Origin of the sequence: Nocardioides sp. InS609-2 (genome assembly GCF_023208195.1) — a bacterium.
In the GTDB taxonomy this organism is placed as follows: domain Bacteria; phylum Actinomycetota; class Actinomycetes; order Propionibacteriales; family Nocardioidaceae; genus Nocardioides.
This window is the reverse complement of record NZ_CP060034.1, coordinates 194909-211383: the sequence shown is the minus strand read 5'-3', so window position 1 is coordinate 211383 and position 16475 is coordinate 194909. Positions and strand designations below refer to the sequence as shown.

15 protein-coding genes and 11 tRNA genes are annotated in these 16475 nt (G+C 66.6%); 1 reads left to right on the top strand and 25 read right to left on the bottom strand.

The window, feature by feature from the left end; translation table 11 throughout:
• Positions 1-71: 71 nt before the first annotated feature.
• From H4Q84_RS01180 to H4Q84_RS01135, 10 genes are all read right to left on the bottom strand, one after another.
• Positions 72-635 carry a C39 family peptidase gene (locus tag H4Q84_RS01180; RefSeq protein WP_248581598.1) on the bottom strand — a complete coding sequence of 188 codons (564 nt, stop codon included), beginning with the start codon at positions 633-635 and terminating at the stop codon, positions 72-74.
• 96 nt (positions 636-731) lie between these two features.
• Positions 732-1787 (bottom strand): GNAT family N-acetyltransferase, encoded by a 1056-nt coding sequence (locus H4Q84_RS01175; protein WP_248581597.1) that lies wholly within the window; start codon positions 1785-1787, stop codon positions 732-734.
• A gap of 45 nt (positions 1788-1832) precedes the next feature.
• Positions 1833-3032 carry an MFS transporter gene (locus H4Q84_RS01170; RefSeq protein ID WP_248581596.1) on the bottom strand — a complete coding sequence of 400 codons (1200 nt, stop codon included), beginning with the start codon at positions 3030-3032 and terminating at the stop codon, positions 1833-1835.
• 82 nt (positions 3033-3114) lie between these two features.
• Positions 3115-4323, bottom strand: a complete 1209-nt coding sequence (locus H4Q84_RS01165) for an ATP-grasp domain-containing protein (protein ID WP_248581595.1) — start codon at positions 4321-4323, stop codon at positions 3115-3117.
• A 53-nt stretch (positions 4324-4376) separates the two neighbouring features.
• Positions 4377-5258, bottom strand: a complete 882-nt coding sequence (locus tag H4Q84_RS01160) for a PhzF family phenazine biosynthesis protein (protein ID WP_248581594.1) — start codon at positions 5256-5258, stop codon at positions 4377-4379.
• Positions 5255-7921 (bottom strand): AMP-binding protein, encoded by a 2667-nt coding sequence (locus tag H4Q84_RS01155; protein WP_248581593.1) that lies wholly within the window; start codon positions 7919-7921, stop codon positions 5255-5257. The genes H4Q84_RS01160 and H4Q84_RS01155 overlap by 4 nt, the downstream gene beginning before the upstream one ends.
• 162 nt (positions 7922-8083) lie before the next feature.
• On the bottom strand, positions 8084-9043 hold the full coding sequence (locus H4Q84_RS01150) for a phytanoyl-CoA dioxygenase family protein (protein ID WP_248581592.1): 960 nt from the start codon (positions 9041-9043) through the stop codon (positions 8084-8086).
• Between the two features lie 333 nt (positions 9044-9376).
• Positions 9377-9610: a hypothetical protein gene (locus tag H4Q84_RS01145; protein WP_248581591.1), complete on the bottom strand. Its 234-nt coding sequence runs from the start codon at positions 9608-9610 to the stop codon at positions 9377-9379.
• Positions 9607-10161 carry a hypothetical protein gene (locus H4Q84_RS01140; protein WP_248581590.1) on the bottom strand — a complete coding sequence of 185 codons (555 nt, stop codon included), beginning with the start codon at positions 10159-10161 and terminating at the stop codon, positions 9607-9609. Before H4Q84_RS01140 ends, H4Q84_RS01145 begins: the two co-directional genes overlap by 4 nt.
• Before the next feature lie 8 nt (positions 10162-10169).
• Positions 10170-10538 (bottom strand): hypothetical protein, encoded by a 369-nt coding sequence (locus tag H4Q84_RS01135; RefSeq protein WP_248581589.1) that lies wholly within the window; start codon positions 10536-10538, stop codon positions 10170-10172.
• Positions 10539-10608: 70 nt separating this feature from the next.
• Between H4Q84_RS01135 and H4Q84_RS01130 the strand changes: the two genes are divergently transcribed.
• Positions 10609-10878, top strand: coding sequence for a hypothetical protein (locus H4Q84_RS01130; protein WP_248581588.1), 270 nt, complete (start codon positions 10609-10611; stop codon positions 10876-10878).
• Positions 10879-11083: 205 nt separating this feature from the next.
• On the opposite strand, the gene H4Q84_RS01125 is transcribed toward H4Q84_RS01130, so the two are convergent.
• The 15 genes from H4Q84_RS01125 to H4Q84_RS01055 form a co-directional block, all read right to left on the bottom strand.
• Positions 11084-12250 (bottom strand): RtcB family protein, encoded by a 1167-nt coding sequence (locus tag H4Q84_RS01125; RefSeq protein WP_349238415.1) that lies wholly within the window; start codon positions 12248-12250, stop codon positions 11084-11086.
• A 193-nt stretch (positions 12251-12443) separates the two neighbouring features.
• Positions 12444-12516 (bottom strand) — tRNA-Thr (locus H4Q84_RS01120).
• A gap of 26 nt (positions 12517-12542) precedes the next feature.
• Positions 12543-12618: transfer RNA gene (locus H4Q84_RS01115), tRNA-His, on the bottom strand.
• Between the two features lie 31 nt (positions 12619-12649).
• Positions 12650-12722, bottom strand: a tRNA-Arg gene (locus H4Q84_RS01110).
• A gap of 63 nt (positions 12723-12785) precedes the next feature.
• A complete protein-coding gene (locus H4Q84_RS01105) occupies positions 12786-13289 on the bottom strand; it encodes an NADAR family protein (RefSeq protein ID WP_248581586.1) in 504 nt (167 codons plus the stop codon).
• Between the two features lie 40 nt (positions 13290-13329).
• Positions 13330-13402, bottom strand: a tRNA-Lys gene (locus H4Q84_RS01100).
• Between the two features lie 93 nt (positions 13403-13495).
• Positions 13496-13918 carry an HNH endonuclease gene (locus tag H4Q84_RS01095; protein WP_248581585.1) on the bottom strand — a complete coding sequence of 141 codons (423 nt, stop codon included), beginning with the start codon at positions 13916-13918 and terminating at the stop codon, positions 13496-13498.
• 271 nt (positions 13919-14189) lie between these two features.
• A tRNA-Gln gene (locus tag H4Q84_RS01090) sits at positions 14190-14262 on the bottom strand.
• A gap of 19 nt (positions 14263-14281) precedes the next feature.
• A tRNA-Asn gene (locus H4Q84_RS01085) sits at positions 14282-14354 on the bottom strand.
• Positions 14355-14579: 225 nt separating this feature from the next.
• Positions 14580-14652 (bottom strand) — tRNA-Pro (locus tag H4Q84_RS01080).
• A 15-nt stretch (positions 14653-14667) separates the two neighbouring features.
• Positions 14668-14749 (bottom strand) — tRNA-Leu (locus tag H4Q84_RS01075).
• A 16-nt stretch (positions 14750-14765) separates the two neighbouring features.
• A tRNA-Ala gene (locus H4Q84_RS01070) sits at positions 14766-14838 on the bottom strand.
• A gap of 90 nt (positions 14839-14928) precedes the next feature.
• On the bottom strand, positions 14929-15543 hold the full coding sequence (locus H4Q84_RS01065) for a 3'-5' exonuclease (protein ID WP_248581584.1): 615 nt from the start codon (positions 15541-15543) through the stop codon (positions 14929-14931).
• Between the two features lie 105 nt (positions 15544-15648).
• Positions 15649-15723: transfer RNA gene (locus tag H4Q84_RS01060), tRNA-Asp, on the bottom strand.
• A gap of 301 nt (positions 15724-16024) precedes the next feature.
• Positions 16025-16097, bottom strand: a tRNA-Trp gene (locus tag H4Q84_RS01055).
• Positions 16098-16475: the final 378 nt, after the last annotated feature.

Genomic DNA, 16475 nt, shown 5'->3' with positions numbered 1-16475 from the left:
GTCCGAGATGACCAGGGATCTGCGTCCAGCACGCGTGAGCGGCGCCGCTCCGTGTTGATGGCGGGTGGGTCTCACACGCCGCGAAGGACAACGCCGCGGTTCGCGAAGAAGGTCTCGAAGACGGGCAACACGAGTGAGGCACGGGCCGCACGGGCCGTGTGGCCTGCGGGGTCCATGAAGCCGATCGTCTGACGTGCCGGGGTGTAGCTCGTGACCAGGACGAGGTGACCGCCCTTGCCGGGGGGAGGTCGGTGGGGACGACGGATCTCCGGGTGCACCGACGCAATGACCATGTGTCCGCTGCCCACCTCGCTCACGAGGCGAGCGGGCTCCAGGTGGGGCACGACCTCGACCTCCAGCGAGTGCACCGCTCCGGCGTAGTCCGCGAACGGGCCGTAGATGAGCCCCTGAGGCTGGCCGGGCTCGTTGGAATACGCCCCGTAGCGCAGGCCGCCCATGGTCAGGTCGTAGAGGGTAGGAGCGTGGCCGTCGCGGGCCAGTAGCACCATCCGCAGGCACGCCATCCCGCACCACCGCACGGACCAGGTGGCGTACGCGTCCAGGTCAGGCGCACCCGACTCCGGCCACCGCGGGTCGTCCACGCGGGAACGGCCGCCGTAGCTGATCGCGGACATGAGTGACGCGGACGCGTATTGCGTGATCAACGGAACGTCTCGGGGCACTCGTCGCAGCCTACGTCGCTCGACGGCGTGGACAGACAGGCTCGCACCTCAGGACAGGAGACCGTGCAGTGCGTCGCCGTAGACGTGCCACGTGCCCACTCCCGTCACGTCGCATCCTCTTAACGACTTCGCCTGCGTCGATCCGATTCCGTAGTCGATCCTGGAGATGCCCGATGGGTAGCACCACTCGATGGGCGCGTAGAAGAGGCATTCGAAGTAGGGCGTGACTGGGTCGTCGGTGTCCTCGAACCCGGCACACAGGGAATGAAGCTTCTCGTCCATCCTGAAGAACATGGCGAAGCCGGTGCAATGCTCGCCGCGAAGGCTTCGGACGACGACTGCGTCGTCGCCGAAGGCGGACAGCAGACACTGGAACCTCTGACTGACGACGTCGGCGTCGAAAGGCTGGCCGTACTTCTCCTTGTTGAGGCCCTGGAGGGTGACTAGGTCGTCCCCGTAGGCGCCGGGCCCTGTCGAGACCACGACTTCCTGCCCGGTCTCGACGAAATCCCTCCTGTCACGACGAATCATGTACCGACGACCCTTGGAGGGGATCGAAGCGAGGTAGTCGTCGAACCCGCCTCCGGAAAGGACCAGGTTCGACTCCTCATACGCCACGACCCTTGTCCAGCCGAGGTCGTGCAACTCGTCCGGCTCGGCCAGACCGAGGCCGTCGCGGCGTACGAAGTCGACCCCACAGATCGACGGTGGGACGTTCTCGCTCTCGACGGCTGTCCGAAGGTGTCTCGTGAACGTCTCCGTGGACAGCGGGTCGCCCGAACGAGTCAAGACCGGGCTCGCCGGGCCGACCCCGACACAGTTGAGAGTCCACTGCCCCTCCAGGCCGGCAGGCAGGCTCTCGAAGCGACTGAGCAAGGCAGCAATGTTGTAGTAGGGCGAGGGGTCGTCGAATCGAGTCTTCTGCCAAACGACGGCGGACTCGATCCCGGCGCCTGTCGATTCCATGGTGATGACGGTGTCGCCGGCAAGTGTCGACTCGTTGGCAGTGAGCCACCGGTGGCTCTTGTAGAGCTCTCCACCCTCGAGCCCGGCCCACTTCTCGGCGCTGATCTCGTGAATGCTTTCGACGCTGCTGAACGGCATGGCGAGCACCCTTTCTGACCTGCTTACTACGGCAGGCCGGCAAGACTATTCATTCATGACACTTCGACGTAGTTTCCAACAGAGCACGCCCGCCATCGCGCTGCAGATGGCACAGACGACCCACAACGACACCGGCCACGGTGAGTTGACCAGCAGGACGCCGAGCGGTGGGGCGCTGAAGTTCATCACGCCCCACAGCGACGAAGCGGCTCCGCTGTACTGCCCCACGCGATCTGGGGGTGCAACCTCCATGAGCAGGGTCTGGAAGCTCGGCCCGTAGAAGCACTCGCCGATCGTGAAGGTGAGGCAGAAGGCGATGATGGCCACCTGGCCTGCGGCACCTCCGAAGGACCCGCCGATCCCGAGGCAGAACGCAACAGCCCACACGACGCCGACGGCTGCGAGCAGCGAGGCGGTGGACCACGTGCGCCCGAGTATCACGATGAGCGGTTGGAAGATCACGATGCCTGCACAGTTCAGGACGAGGATCGTGTTGACGAGCGTCGGAGATCCCTGCATCCCCTCGGTGATATAGAGAGGCACGACTGACTGCATCTGGGAGAAGCCAGCCGCGACGAGGAGGGCTTGCACCATGAGCAGGAGCCGAAGATTCCGATCGTGCAGCAGGTCGCGAAACTTGGCGCGCTCGCTGCCCGGGTCGGTCATTCCCGGCTCCGAGTGCGGAACGGGAGACCATCCAGGAAGGACTGCGAGCAGAACGACTCCGAGCACCAGGTAGGACGTGCCGTTCAGGAGGTAGAGCAGCTGGAATGTCGCCACGTCCAGCTGCGTGATCAGGGCGATCCCGCACAGGGCGCCGACTCCGATTCCGAGGTTGTTCACCTGGTAGCGCCGCGCGAAGGCAGTCCGATGGAGCTCGGGTCCGCAGAGCGCGCTGATTGCGGGTGCCAGCGAGGCGAAGAAGAGTCCGCCACCGAAGCCGGTGAGGGCGCAGGCCGCGTACGCCGCGCTGGCGAGGCCCGCCAGTCCGATGGCGCTGTAGCCGACCGCCTGAGCAAGCAGTCCGGCGAACGCAACCGCTCGAACTCCACTTCGGTCCAGCCGTGCGGCGGCAGCCAGGCTGCCTACCAAGCTCGCTACGGCCATGACGACCAGAGCGACGGCGGCACCAGCGCCGCCGAAGCCGCGCACCTGGTCCATGTAGATCGCGATGTAGGGAAATGTGAGTCCCGAACCGACCGCCGACAGGAAGTAGCCCACCAGGAAGACATTGAGCCTGCGCATGCCGCGCGCGCTCGTTGAGTGATCTGCGGCCGTCCGGAAATCCACGTCCGCTCCGGGACTGTCATGGGGGGGCGCCGCGCCACTAGGCATGTGAGGTCTTCACCAGCCCAGCACTTCCTGCTCCTGTCGACCGTGTACCCGTGTCCTCGATCCTTTGGCGCAGAGCCTCGTAGGAGTCGGCCGAGACGATGGTCGGGCGGTTCCGGTCGAGTGACCCCCGGCCGTCGGAGGACTGCCCTCCCGCATCGAACACAGCCGCGCACACCTCCCCCGTCGGTTCAGGAGCCCGCATGGTCCGGCCGGCACAGACGCGGGCCAGGGAGTCGCCGACGTTGACGCCGGTTGTCATGGCGATCAATCGCGAGATCTCGCCTCCCGGGTATCGCGCGGCGCACTCGACCAGGTGCAGCCCCCCGTCGGTGAGGATCCACTCCGAGTGGGTGAGCCCGTCCTCGAACCCGATGGAGCTCAGCATGGCGCTCTCAGCCTCGTGGAGTCGCCGGCGATCGTGCTCGCCGAGCTGTGCCGGGACCACGTGACCGGCGGGCACGAAACCGCCATTGGGCGGCATGAGCTTGTGTGTCGCGCTGGTGAAGGTGGCTCTACCTCCACGAACCAACGATTCGAGGGACACCTCGATCCGGCCCGCAACCAGGTCTTCGACGATGTAGTCCCATCCGTGACCGGGCGCGAGGCCTTCGTGCGAACGGGACTGCATCGCGACGCGCCAGGCGCGATCCACGTCGTCGGGAGAGTCGATTCGCACGACGCCGATTGACGCGTGCTGTCTCGCAGGCTTCAAGATGACTGGCGATCTCCCGATGAACCGACGGACGTCTTCAGGCGAACGCGCCGCTGCGAACCTGCCCTGCGTGATCTCCAGCCCGGCCACCGCCCGGCGAAACGCCAGCTTGTCCGTGCACAGCCGCGCAGCCTTGTCCCCCGGCCCCTTGAGCCCGAGAGCCGAAGCGACGCTCTGGACTGGTCTCACGGCGTACTCCCGGCCAGCGAGAGCAGCCTGGAAGGGTCGATCAGCGTGCCAGGCAACGCCTACGTCGACTGCTTGCGTGCTGTGCCTGTAGTCGCCGACGCGTATCTCCACGCGTGGGTGGTCCGCCCAGCGGTCGGCCACTCGGTCGACGCGGTCGTGCTCCTCGAGGAGAAGGACATTCGTCGAAGGAGAACCTACGAGGAGATCGGTCAGCAGGTCGTCGTAGGCGCCTATCACCAGGATTGTGAGCGCGTCTGCCACTTCCTGATCCACTTCGTCGGCGACCGGTTCGGGTGTCATCGCGGCCCGACTCCCTTCTTCAGAAGATGCATGGACGTTGCGTGGCTCGGGATCTAGGGGGCGTGAGAAGTCTCGGCGGGAGTGTTTGCCGGCTGGTCCACGCGCACGCACGACGCTGTGATAGTCAATGTCCCCTCGTGGGATCCGGCCAGCTCGAGGACACCACCTCTGGGCGAGGCCTGCCAGGCTCGGAGGACCTTCTGCTGCAGCCGCTGGGACCAGTAGGGGTAAAGCGCGCAGTGCGCGGAGACACACACCTCGTCCTCGGGCAGCGCCATGCTCGGAGCGAAGAAGCGAGACACGATGTCGAAGCGGTCGCGTCTCTCGGGCGGGGCGTCCTCCCCCGTGCACGGCGCGGAGATGATGAGGCCCCTGCACCCGAGGGCCTCGACCTGTCGGGAGTCGGGACTGAACTTGAGCACGTCAGCCGGCGAGTCGAAGATCGCCATGTGGTCGTCGCCTGCGACGAAGCATTCTGCGGGATCGCGACCGGCCAGGGCACGGATCCGCTGTACGGAGTCGTCGTCCAGCGGCTGCAGTTCCGTCTGGGGAAACTCGACCTGCACCCTGTTCGCGAGCCGACCGGCCTTCAGCACGCCGATGCCGGAGTGCCACTCGACGAGAGGACTGCGGGTACTTGTGGTCACCCACTCGGTGGCGGCGAGCGTGGCGTGCCCGCAGATCCTGGACTCACTTCGCCGGTTGAACCACCGGATGGCGTATGCACGCGCATCTGGGTCGCTGTCCGGCAGCTCGGTGATGAACGCTGTGGTCGGGGCGTCCAGTTCCTGGGCCAGGCGCAACAGGTCTGCGCTCGGCGGGAACTCGTCGAGCTCCACTACTGCGGCGGCGTTGCCCGCAGCCGCGTCGCCCACTCCGGCGTCGACGACAACGTACGACTCTCCGTATCTCAGCTCACCTCGAGAAATAGTCAACGCAGCTCGACCTCCTTCGGTCTCGTGTCTTGCAGCAACGACAACCTCTGTGCGCGCTCGCGCACGCTCGGTCCTATCAGCGCATACGGGTCCCGCTGTAGGGCCCGCTCGACCGCCTCCTCGATCGTTCGCGAGTCGACGGTCGATGCGTCACACAGGCCGAGCGTGCGAGTGCGGATCGCGGAGCGCGCAACGTCGAAGATCAGGTCCACGTCCGCGCCCGCTACCTGGTGGTGCTCTGTTCCCGGCAGGTCCCGCGTGTAGATCGAGGTCGTGATGTCTCGTGTCCCGCTGGAGTCGGTCAGGGTGCCTTCCAGGTCAGTGAACGACATGTACGGCGCACCCGCGACGTACTCACAGCGATGGATGTGGGCCAGCGCGCGAGTAGCCAGCAGCACGTGGTGTGCATTCACATGCGAGAACCAGCCGAAGATCGAGTCGTCCCCGAACGGCCCGCGGGTCCACCAGTCAACGGCAGCCAACTCCGGCGCCCGAGGGCCGACCAGAGCGAACGAGTACATCGGATGCCGGGTGCGGTAAGCCCCCAGGGCCTTGATCGCGTGTTGCGCCAGTGCACCCGATTCCGAGCGGTCGTGCTGGAGGTCGGATGCCAGACGTGTGGCGAAGGACAGGGTGTATGCGGGCAGCGCCACGGTCAGTTCCGCGCGTCGCCTGTCCACCTCAGCGAGCAACGTCGCCACGACCTCGTGGATGTTCGTCGTCTTGAAGTCAGGAAGGGAGCTCTGCAGGACCACGACCTCGCACCCATCCGACTGGGCTTCGTCGAGGAGTAGCGAGAGCTGGCGTCGGAACGACTCCAGGTCGGACCGCTGAGCTTGGTCGTCGCCGGTGCATGCGACGACCTGGAGAGGCTCCAGCCGCCGGGCTGCCGACGCGATGGTGAGGTCACCGCTTCTCACGGAGTCGTCCGGGAGGCTGTATCCACGCTCCGCGATCGCCACTTGCAGCTCGATGGCCACCAGCGAGTCCTCGATCGACGATCGAAGCGTCTCCTCCGGGTGCGGAAGCCGCCCGGCGACTGCCAGCACGGCCTCTTGCAGCGCGCGCTCGGGACGTGACTCCGCTCTGTCGCTCAATCGCTGCGAGTCCGAGTTGCTGCCGCTGCGGTCCGTCGTGGCCGGTTGTGTCCGGTCGGCGATTCGGATGAGCGCGAGGTCGTCGGTCTTTCCGTTCGCCGTTGCCGGGAAGAACCCGACGGCATGGAAGTCACTGGGCCACCGGTCAGCAGGTAGCCGCACCTCCAGCTGTTCCCGGAGTGAGCCGACGTCGACCGTGTCGGGTGTGACGAAGCAGGCGAGCGTCTGTGCGGTGCCCGGCTCGGAGTCACCGAGAGGCACCACACGCACGTCGTGGCAGAGGTGTGTCTCGCCGACCGCCGACTCGATCTCGCCCAGTTCGATGCGGACTCCCCTCAGCTGGACCTGGCGATCGCCGCGGCCGACGAACTCAAGGACTCCATCTTCGGTGACTCGGACCAAGTCACCGGTGCGGTACACATGGTCGGTCTCGGGGGAGTCAGGCCGCCCAAGCAGCCTGACGAATGCGCGGTCGGTGTCTCCCGACCCCAAGTACCCCTGAGCCACCTGGACCCCACCAATGAAGAGCTCCCCAAGCTCGCCCTGCTCGACCGGTCGGAGCCCCTCGTCCAGGACGTAGAGGTCGACGTTGGGGGAGGGGCCACCGATGAGATTCGGCAGAGGGGACTGCGTGCGTGAGCATGTGTGCCACGTGACCGCCACACATGCCTCGGTGGGACCGTAGGAGTTGATCAGCTGGGTGTGGGGCAGGGTCCTGGTGACGTCTCGTCGGAGTGGGTCCGGCAGGCTTTCCCCGTTGCAGATGACGGCCCGGAGGCCGCTGAGTCCTTCGGCCAGCGCGGGAAGTGACTGAAGAAGGCTCGTGAGCCCGCGCAAGACTGTGGGGACGAGCTGAAGTGCTGTGACCTCCATCTCGATCAGGTGTTCCACCACGGACAGCAGGCTGGTCGCTATCGGCCGTTCGGGGACGACGATGGCCCCGCCGTGGAGCAGCGGGAGGAACACCTCGGGGATGGAGAAGTCGAAGGACGGGCGTGAGAGATGGGCGAGCCGGAGGTCCGTACCCGCGTCCAGCTCGTCGCCGTACCAGTCGAGCAGGCTGGCCAGTGCGGCCACCGGGACGACCGTGCCCTTGGGCAGGCCGGTGCTCCCCGACGTGTGCATGATGTAGGCGACGCCCGGCCGCGTCACCTCCCCGGCGTGAATGGTGCGCGTGACCGCGAGCCGCCGGCGACTGTCGTAGTGGATTCGTCCGGCGGCATCACTGCCGACCAGTACGTGCTCGACCCGCGAGATCGGTTCTTCCTCGGCCACCGGCACGAAGTGGCAGTCATGAGCCAGGATTGCCAGGTTCGCGGCGATCGCGTCGGCACCCCGCGGCAGCTGGACCACGATCGCGGTGCCGGGTGGAATCCCGGCTCCCACCAGCTGCTCACGAATCGCGGTGACGCGAGCCACCAGGTGGGAGTAGGTGATGACCAGATCACCGGCGATGACTGCTGGGCGGTCGCTGTGTCGCGCCGCCGTCTGTGCGAACTGGTCGAACGGATTCGAAATGGACCGGACACGGCGTTCCCCGGACAGGGTCGGCCGAAGCTCCTTCATCAATGGATTCTCCTCGCGAGCAGGTGGGAGATTTTCGGTGTGCGGAGCCGGGGTTCGACGGCAGGTGGCAGTCATATACTGGCCACGCCCTCGGCGAGATCCTCGTTCGGCCCGGATCCGGGCAGGAGCAGCTAGGCAGCTGGCAACCGAGGGCGGCTAGGTCTAGCGAACGGGGTGGAGACGGGCCGGTCCAGCGGACACGGGCTCGAAGTCACGGCTGGCCAAGAACTCCGGTCGGGGACTCTCCATGCTCTCCAGTGCGTTCGCGACCGCGTTGTAGCTCACCAGGAGCACGCGCCGGGGATCGGGTGACATGTTAGGGGCTGACCCGTGCAGGATGTTGCTGTGGAAGACGATGGCGGTGCCTGCAGGGCCCTTGGGGGCCACGATCTCCTTGTCCTTCAGCGCCTCCCTCAAGGCATCCTCGCCGATCTGGTGCTTCAGGTCGGCGGACAAGGTGCTGCTCCAGTCGTCGTCGTCTTCTTCTGAGGTCACGGGGATCAAGCGACCTGCATGACTGCCCGGCACGAGCATGAGGGGCCCGTTGAATTCGTGGACCTCGTCCAGGAAGACTGCGATGGTGAGGGCATTCGGCGAGGGCATTCCGTCCTCGTCACGCCAGAACCGGTAGTCCTGGTGCCACGCCCAGAGGTCACCCACCAGCCCGAGCTTGGCGTTGATCTTGAACTGATGCACGTAGACCCGGCCCCCGAGCAGCTCTTCAGCTATGTCAAGGAGACGCGGGAGTCTGACGAGGTGCTCGAAGAAGGCACTCGACCGGTGGTTGCCATGAGTCGCCCGGACGACCTGGGTCCCGGCCTCCACGGTCCGAGTCTCGGCATTCTCATGGAGAACGCGGTCGGACTGGTCCTGGATCATGCGCAGTTCTTCATCGACGAAGAAGGCGTCCAGGACGACGAACCCGTCGCGGTGAAAATCTGTGACGTCGAACATAAGAAACAGTTCCCCCTCAACCATGGGCGCAACACGTGGGGGAGCGTGCGTGCGCGACACCCGATCACGAGTGCCACGTCCTCCCACCACTGCATCGGACGCATAGAGTTTGTGGAGCCCGAGATGTCTGCTGATTTCGTGTCTCGAGGAGATCATCGTTTCCCTCATCCGTCAAGGTTGACTCAACGGGATCGTCGGCGACAGAGGCGCAGAGGCAAGCAGCACGCTCAGGTTCTGCCAACATGAGTGCCCAAGTAGGCTCTCAGCGTCGAGCGCGCTCAGGTTCCCGGCGAAACAGTCAGAAATCGTCGGAACTTCTAACCTCCGGCCCGGTATGTGTCGACGCGTACGTCGCGGCGATCCATGGTCGAGCTCGAGCGTGCGCGAGCTGCGTGGTTGAGGATGACGACGGTGATCAGGGAGGAGTGTCGTCGGCCGCGCTTCTCTGTCTCGGGGACGCGCTGGATGCGGTGCGAGCCGGCCAGCGAGCTCAGCGCTGGGTCAAAGACGGTGGAGGGCCCAGGCGCCGCCGGCGAATACCGGGGTCGCGCCGGTGTGCTTCGAGACGGCCGCAGCCAACTCACCTGCGAACGCCGCGGCGTCCGCCCCACCCTCGCCGGGGTGGATCTCCATCGAGACGTCGTTGACGCCCATGATCCCGCTCCGTTCCTTCGTGACCGGGGCACTCCCGGTCACCTCCACTATGCCGGGGATCGGGTTGAGGCCGTGCCTCACCAGCCGACTCGGCTCGTGGTCTGAGCTACCGGGTCCAGCATCAGCATCGGTTTGCCAGCCTGCGCGGTCTTCTTGACCGCCGAGAACGTGCCGCCCTTGGTGGCGTCGGAGCGCAGCAGCGCCACGACCAGGTCAGCGTCTTGGATCATCGCGTCGTTGCGGGCGTGCAGCATCCGCACTTCGTACTCGATTCCCCCGACGAGCACTTCGCGTGCGGCGCGAGCGCGCAGATGGTGCCACAGCTGGCGGTCGGCCTCGGGCCAGACGTCGGGCTGGGCCTCGAAGGGTATGTAGGCGTGCAGATCCATGCCGCAGGCGAGCGCGGAGACGGCGAAGATCGTGTCGGCGCCAAGTGCCATCCCGCTGATCGCGCACTGGGCGCCGTACGTGCTCCGCAACCGCCAGGTGGCGCGCGCAATCGCGACGTGGGCCCATCCGAGCTGGGCGGGCGTCATCGCCTTGGGTCGGTGGCCGGTGATAGCCACCTTCGGGAAGGCCTCGTGCGCCGGCGGGAGTATGCCGCGCGGCTCGGCCCAGGGGTTGTCGGTCATACCTCGACCTATGCCGCTGAGACCTCTGGAGCTGCGGGGGCGTGACCGCGAAGCCATGCGTAGACACGGTCCATAGTGGCGCCGTCGATGACCCAGTCGGGTACGCCACCGTGCAGCGTGAGGCCCTGGCCTGGAGCGGGCGGGACGGACCAGAGCCGGTGGTTGCCCAGCAGCGTGTCGAGCTCGTACCGGGACACGAACTGGCCGTGTTCGGTGTGGGGGTAGCGGCGGTCGTAGAACTCGACGAGGGCCCGGTCCGCCTCGAACAAGCGGAACAAGCCGTACGTCGCGCCCGCTTCGACGACGCGGACACCGAAGTCGATCCCAGAGCTGGCGGTCACGACCAGGACGTCGTCGGGCGTGGTGATCTCGGTCATGCCAGGAAGGTGTGCGGTGGCTGCAATGTCGCTCCCCGCGGCGACGCTGCGGTCCGGATACGCTCGAACCATGGTTGCCCTCAGCCCCGACGAAGTCACCGCGCTCGACGAACGCGCTCGAGCGGTAGGCCAGATGATCGGCCACGACCTGCGCTTCCGCGTGGCACCCAACCCGGAGTACGTGGGACTCAAGGTCGACAACATCTTCGTCAGCGGCCCGAGCAAGATGGAGGACATGGCGGCGCACGAGGTCGACCTGACCCTCGACGCACTGGAGCGTGGCGACGCGGTCATCGTTCCCGACGAGGACGGCGACCCACGGCTGGGGTACACCGCCTAGTGGAAGTGCGGGCCGCCCCCGGCAGGACGACCCGCTGTGGTCCCGCTCTCCTCGGAAACCAGCACGCCCCTTCGCGACGCGTCCCGTTCTCAGGGCCGTCCACCCGGATGAGGAGCCGGACCACCCGAACTACCGGGTTCGGGTGGCAGTCAACCCGTATGCGGACCATCCGGGTCGCTCACCACCGGCTCAGCGGCCGTCGACGTCAGCCCTTCACGCACAGCAGGGTCGTGAGCCTGGCCTCCACCTCGACGAGGTCCATCTGCGCCTTGATGACCTCGTTGAGGTCCTTGTACGCCCCTGGGATCTCATCGACGACGCCTTGGTCCTTGCGGCACTCGACGCCTGCGGTCTGGGCCGCGAGGTCCTCGACGGAGAACAGCTTCTTCGCCTTCGCCCGGCTCATCTTCCGGCCGGCGCCGTGTGACGCCGAACAGTAGGAGGCCGGGTTGCCGAGGCCCTTGACGACAAACGAGCCGGTGCCCATCGACCCCGGGATGAGGCCGTACTGGCCGGACTGCGCGCTGATCGCTCCCTTTCGGGTGATGACAAGTTCCTCGCGGTCCGCGCCCTGACCGTGTGACTCGATGGAGACGTAGTTGTGGTGGCAGTTGATCTCTCGCTGCCACGTCACGGCGTCGAAGAAGCTGGCGAAGGCACGCTTCACTGTCGCCATCATGATGCGGCGGTTCAGCATCGCGAAGTCCTGCGCCCAGTAGAGATCGTGGACGTAGTCGTCCATCTCCGGCGTGCCGCCTAGGAACACAGCGAGGTCGGCGTCGGGCAGGTCAGCCTCGATGTTGTGACTCAGGGCCTTGGCCGTGGCGATGTGTCGGTCGGCGATCTCCTTACCGATGTTGCGCGACCCCGAGTGCAGCATGAGCCACACGATGTCGTCGCCGTCGACGGTGACCTCGATGAAGTGGTTGCCGGATCCGAGCGATCCGCACTGGGACAAGGCACGCCCCTCCAGTCCGGACAGGTTTGATGCCCGTAGGTCGCGGAAGCCGGAGAAGAGGGTGTCGAAGTCTGACTGGATCTTCTGCTCGTTCTTGATCACCGGGGCGGTGCCGTCGTTGCCGGCGCGACCGACCGGGACGGTCCCTTCGATCGCGGCGCGCATCGGACCGAGGTCGTCCGGCAGGTCCGTCAGGGTGATGTTGGTCTTGACAGCCATCATTCCGCAGCCGATGTCGACGCCGACCGCGGATGGGCTAACGGCCTGCCGCATGGCGACGACGCTGCCGACCGGCACGCCGTACCCGGTGTGGATGTCGGGCATGGCCCGGACGCCGGCGACCCACGGCAGGGCCGCCGCGTTGCGCAGCTGCGTCTGGGCGTCGTGCTCGACCTCATGCGGATGTGCCCACATCAGAGTCTCGGCCTTGGTGCCAAGCAGGGCGATGGGAAAGTTCGGGTGATTGGGCGTCGTGCTCATTGGCTGTTCGCCTCCTTCATGGGCGCTGGGTGCTTCTGCTGAGTGCTGCCGGACACGGCGAGCATGGTGCTGTCACCGTGTGCGGTGCCGGACCGGTCGCTCTCCCTCCTGGCGATCTGTGGACCAGAGCCCCGGGTCGGAGTCGAACCGACGACCCTCCGCTTACGAGGCGGACGCTCTGGCCACTGAGCTACCAAGGCAGTGCCCGTGTGAAGGTCGGGCGACCTGGGGTGAACGACGGGCTTCGATCCCGCGGCCTCCGGAGTCACGTTCCGGCGCTCTGCCAACTGAGCTACGTCCACCATGTTCTGCCGACCGAAGCCGACAACTGAGCACCCTCGGGAGGACTCGAACCTCCGACCCCCGCATCCGTAGTGCGGCGCTCTGTCCACTGAGCTACAAGGGCTTGCTGGCCGCCTGGGACTGGGCCCTGTGCAACCGGTCATGCGGTTTCGCAACCTGCGGCGGATCAGGCCGCGGCCTTCTTGGCACGCAGCGCCATCAGCAGTTCGCCGAGCATGTTGACTCCCGGGTGAGCGCAGGCCGGCCGGCACCGTGCAGTACCGCCGAAGCAGGAGCCCCAGAAGTTGTCGTGCCAGTAGTTGGTCTCGACCAGGTGCAGCGTGCCGGTCGCGAGGAGTCTGTCCGTCATCTCAGGCACCGCGAACTTCCCCAGCAGCGTGTCCTGCATCGCCCGGACCCGACCGCCGTGGTCCCATCCTGGGCGCAGGGTGAACGCGCCGCGTTTGGTGCCAAGCGCCTTGGCAGCGCCCGGGCTCGGCGCACTGAGGATGGCCGTGGCGGCCTCGAGCTCGACTGGTTTGCGGGCGTTGAAGTCGTGTTCGCCGGAGTCGACCATCTGGCCCCAGTACGGGGAGAAGTAGGGCTCGGTGTTGAAGTTCGACGCCCAGAACATGTCGTTGCTGAACATCGGGGTCTGTCCGTTGACGGTGCGCTGTCCGGCCTGGCTCATGACTGGACCTATGCCACGGAGTCCTGGCGATGACGGTCGGTACCCCTACCTGGACTTGAACCAGGGACACTTCGCTTAAGAGGCGAGCGCTCTACCAACTGAGCTACAGGGGCGAAGGCCGCGAGGGCCAGTAGGGGGCGTCCGACTCGAACGGCGTCTCGGGATCCCAGTGGCGAGCCGTGGTGTCGAACCACGGGTCATGGGGCTTATGAGACCCCAGCCGCACCCGCGCCCGCCTTGTTCTTTGCTGCCGGCCGATGCTTCGTGATGGACCGGATCGTCAGGAAGCCGTTGTCGAACTCCCAGTGGTGGTTCTTGCAGAGCGCGATCAGATTCTCCGGTGCGTTCACCTCGCCGATGGTCGCGTAGAGCGCGAAGGTGCTGACGTCGCGGACATGGCAGATGTCGACGTGCAGGGAGTACCCGCACTCGAGGCACCTGCGCGGCCCGTCGTAGACGGAGCGCGACCAGCCGCGGATCTTCGCGTGGTACTGGTTCAGCGACAGGCCCCCCCGCAGCTCGGCGAGTGTCGTGTCCGCGATGAGAGACAGGCGCTGCCTCTGCGCACAGTGCGTGCAGTGGGGCCAGCGACCGCCGTCGCTCTTGGGTCCTCCGCAGATTCGACACACGTTGCATCGCGTCGCGCCTGTGGCCTGCTCGCTTCTCCAGAGCGAGGAGCACAGACGGCCGCAGAACTTCATCTTGTCCGCGCCGCTGGGGCGCCGCGAGAAGGACTCGTTGCATCTCAGGCAGTCCGCTGGAACGAGCAGTCTCAAGATCTCGCCTCCCTCCGGTGACACTGGGTTGCTTCGTACGCCACCTGGTCCTATGCCGCGGATGCCCCGCGTGGTTCCACTCCACTACGCCCCCTGCGGTCGCGTGGGACCGGGTGGTGTTGCGCTGGGCATCGAGGACTCGAACCTCGGTCTTCCGGTCCAGAGCCGGACGTCCGTGCCAACTGGACCAATCCCCACAGGCCCTCGTGGGCCGGGCTCCCCAACCAGGACTCGAACCTGGGACCGTCTCCTTAACAGGGAGCTGCTCTGCCGTCTGAGCTACCGGGGAATGGCGCCCGAGTCGCGGTGGCTGTGCCCACACGTGGTGGGCCCGCTCACGGGCAGGACAGTGGCCGGATGGGCTTCGCGCTGTCGTACCGCGGCCGGTGCGCTCATCACGCTCTTCCCCCGACTCGGGATGTCCTCCGTACGTCGCCCGGAGTGGCGCCATGCGTGACCCGGCATGGTGGGGTTCCCCGGGGCCACCGGGGACGTGCGTGTCGCCTTGGCTGGGTCCGGACGGAGGGACTCGAACCCCCGCTCCCCTGCTCCCAAAGCAGGTGGCCTAGCCGCTGGCCTACGTCCGGTCTGGTGTTGCTGAGTGCCCGCCGGGAGAGTCGAACTCCCGTGCCTTGCGGCACACGGACCTGAGCCGTGCGTGTCTACCTGTTCCACCAGGCGGGCGTTGTTGTTGGTCGAGTGGAGAGGACGGGAGTCGAACCCGCCTGGGTCTGCTTGCAAAGCAGGTGCATCGCCACGTCTGCCACCTCCCCATTTGCCCTTGCGGGCGAGCGGACAGGGGTCCGCGTCGTTCTGTCGCGCCCTCGAGTTGTCGGCATGCCGCCGGGCGGTCAGTTCTGGTATTAGTCAAGGCCGAGCTGGCGAAGGGCCAGGAGCCTGGTGCCGCGGGCGTCGGAGAGGCAGTAGGCCTTGCGCTCGAGGTCGGTGTAGTCGTGCAGGTTGGCGCGGTCGAGCTCAACCATCTCGATGCCGAGCGAGCGAGCGACGGGCTTCAAGGACCACGAGATGTTGTGCTCCTGGGCGTAGCGGCGGTAGCCGCCCATGACGTCGAGATGGGCGTGCAGCAGGGTGCCGTCGGCGTTGGCCCAGTGGGCGGAGTAGCCGGTGGTGTGGCCGGGCAGGTAGTCGTACTTGGGCGTCAGCTGCGGTGCGAGAGCGAGGCGGAGACCGAAGTCCAGGTGCATGGGGATGGCGGCTCGGCGGGAGGCGATGAAGGGCCAGTCGAAGAACGTGCCGTTCCAGGTGGTGAGCAGGCCGGGCTGGAGGTCGTCGATGAAGGCTTGAAGGTCGTGGAGGATCTGGTGCTCGGGTCCGGTGAAGACCTCGCCGTCGCCGATGCTGGCGTCCACGTCGACGGCGATCTCGGTGATGCGGCTCTTGGTCGGGTCCAGGCCGTCGGAGCCCGGGGAGTTGTCGGTCTCGATGTCCAGGCCGAACACGTCGCGGGGGTCGTACATGACGAGCTCCTTGTCTGACCGGGCTGGCGCCATGCTGCGCTCTGCCGTACTGCACGTGTGCGGCGTGGCCACGATGCCTCATCGCACCGACATTGGTCTCGCCGGTGGCGGCCTCGACCGGGGTTGAACCGGCGACCTTCCGCTCGACAGGCGGCTGCGCTACCACTGCGCCACGAGGCCAGGTCACCTCCGGATGCCCGAGTCGCGACCGTGTTGGCTCGCGGCTCGGGCGCCCGGAGAGTGCTGCCGCAGAGTTGGCTTCCCTCGCCGTCTCCGGCCAAGGCGCTGCGGCGACGAGCGGCCGCTCCCCACTGGGGGTCCGGCTGTTCGTCGTGCTGTTCACTGTTGAGTTTGCCCTCGTCGGCCGGAGCCGGCGAGTCGGGAAGGCTGCCCCACGGCCCTTTGACCGTTAGCCCGGTGCCACTGGAGCTGGTTCGTGACCAGCCCCGGGTCCGGTGCCCGCGGGACCTTCCTCGATGCGCAGAGACGCCAGGACTCGAACCTGGAACCTTCGGTTTTGGAGACCGGCGCTCTACCGGTTGAGCTACGTCCCTCTGTGCGGTGTTCAGTTGTTGTCGATCCGACGCCATCTCGCTGCTCGGCAGCCCCAGGCAGCACAAAGGCCGCTCCTCGGAGGCGGTGCGCCTCTGTGGAACGGCCCTGGTTCCCTCGGTGCGAGGGTCTGGGTGATGTCAGCACCTAGAGCAAGGGCGTTCCGCGTGGGCGGGCAGCCAGCGGCGATTGCGCATGGGCTGCTGTGCCGGCTTGTGGGCGCGCTTCAGCGCATCGCGACGGCCCGCGAGGCGGGTGTCGAGGTTGCTGGGTGCGGTGTTCACGGGCCGGGTCCTTGTCTGTGTGGTGCTGATTGTCGTGCTGGGCTGAACGGTAGAGCGGACCACCGACATTCCGCGACGGGTTATCCGTCCGGAGGT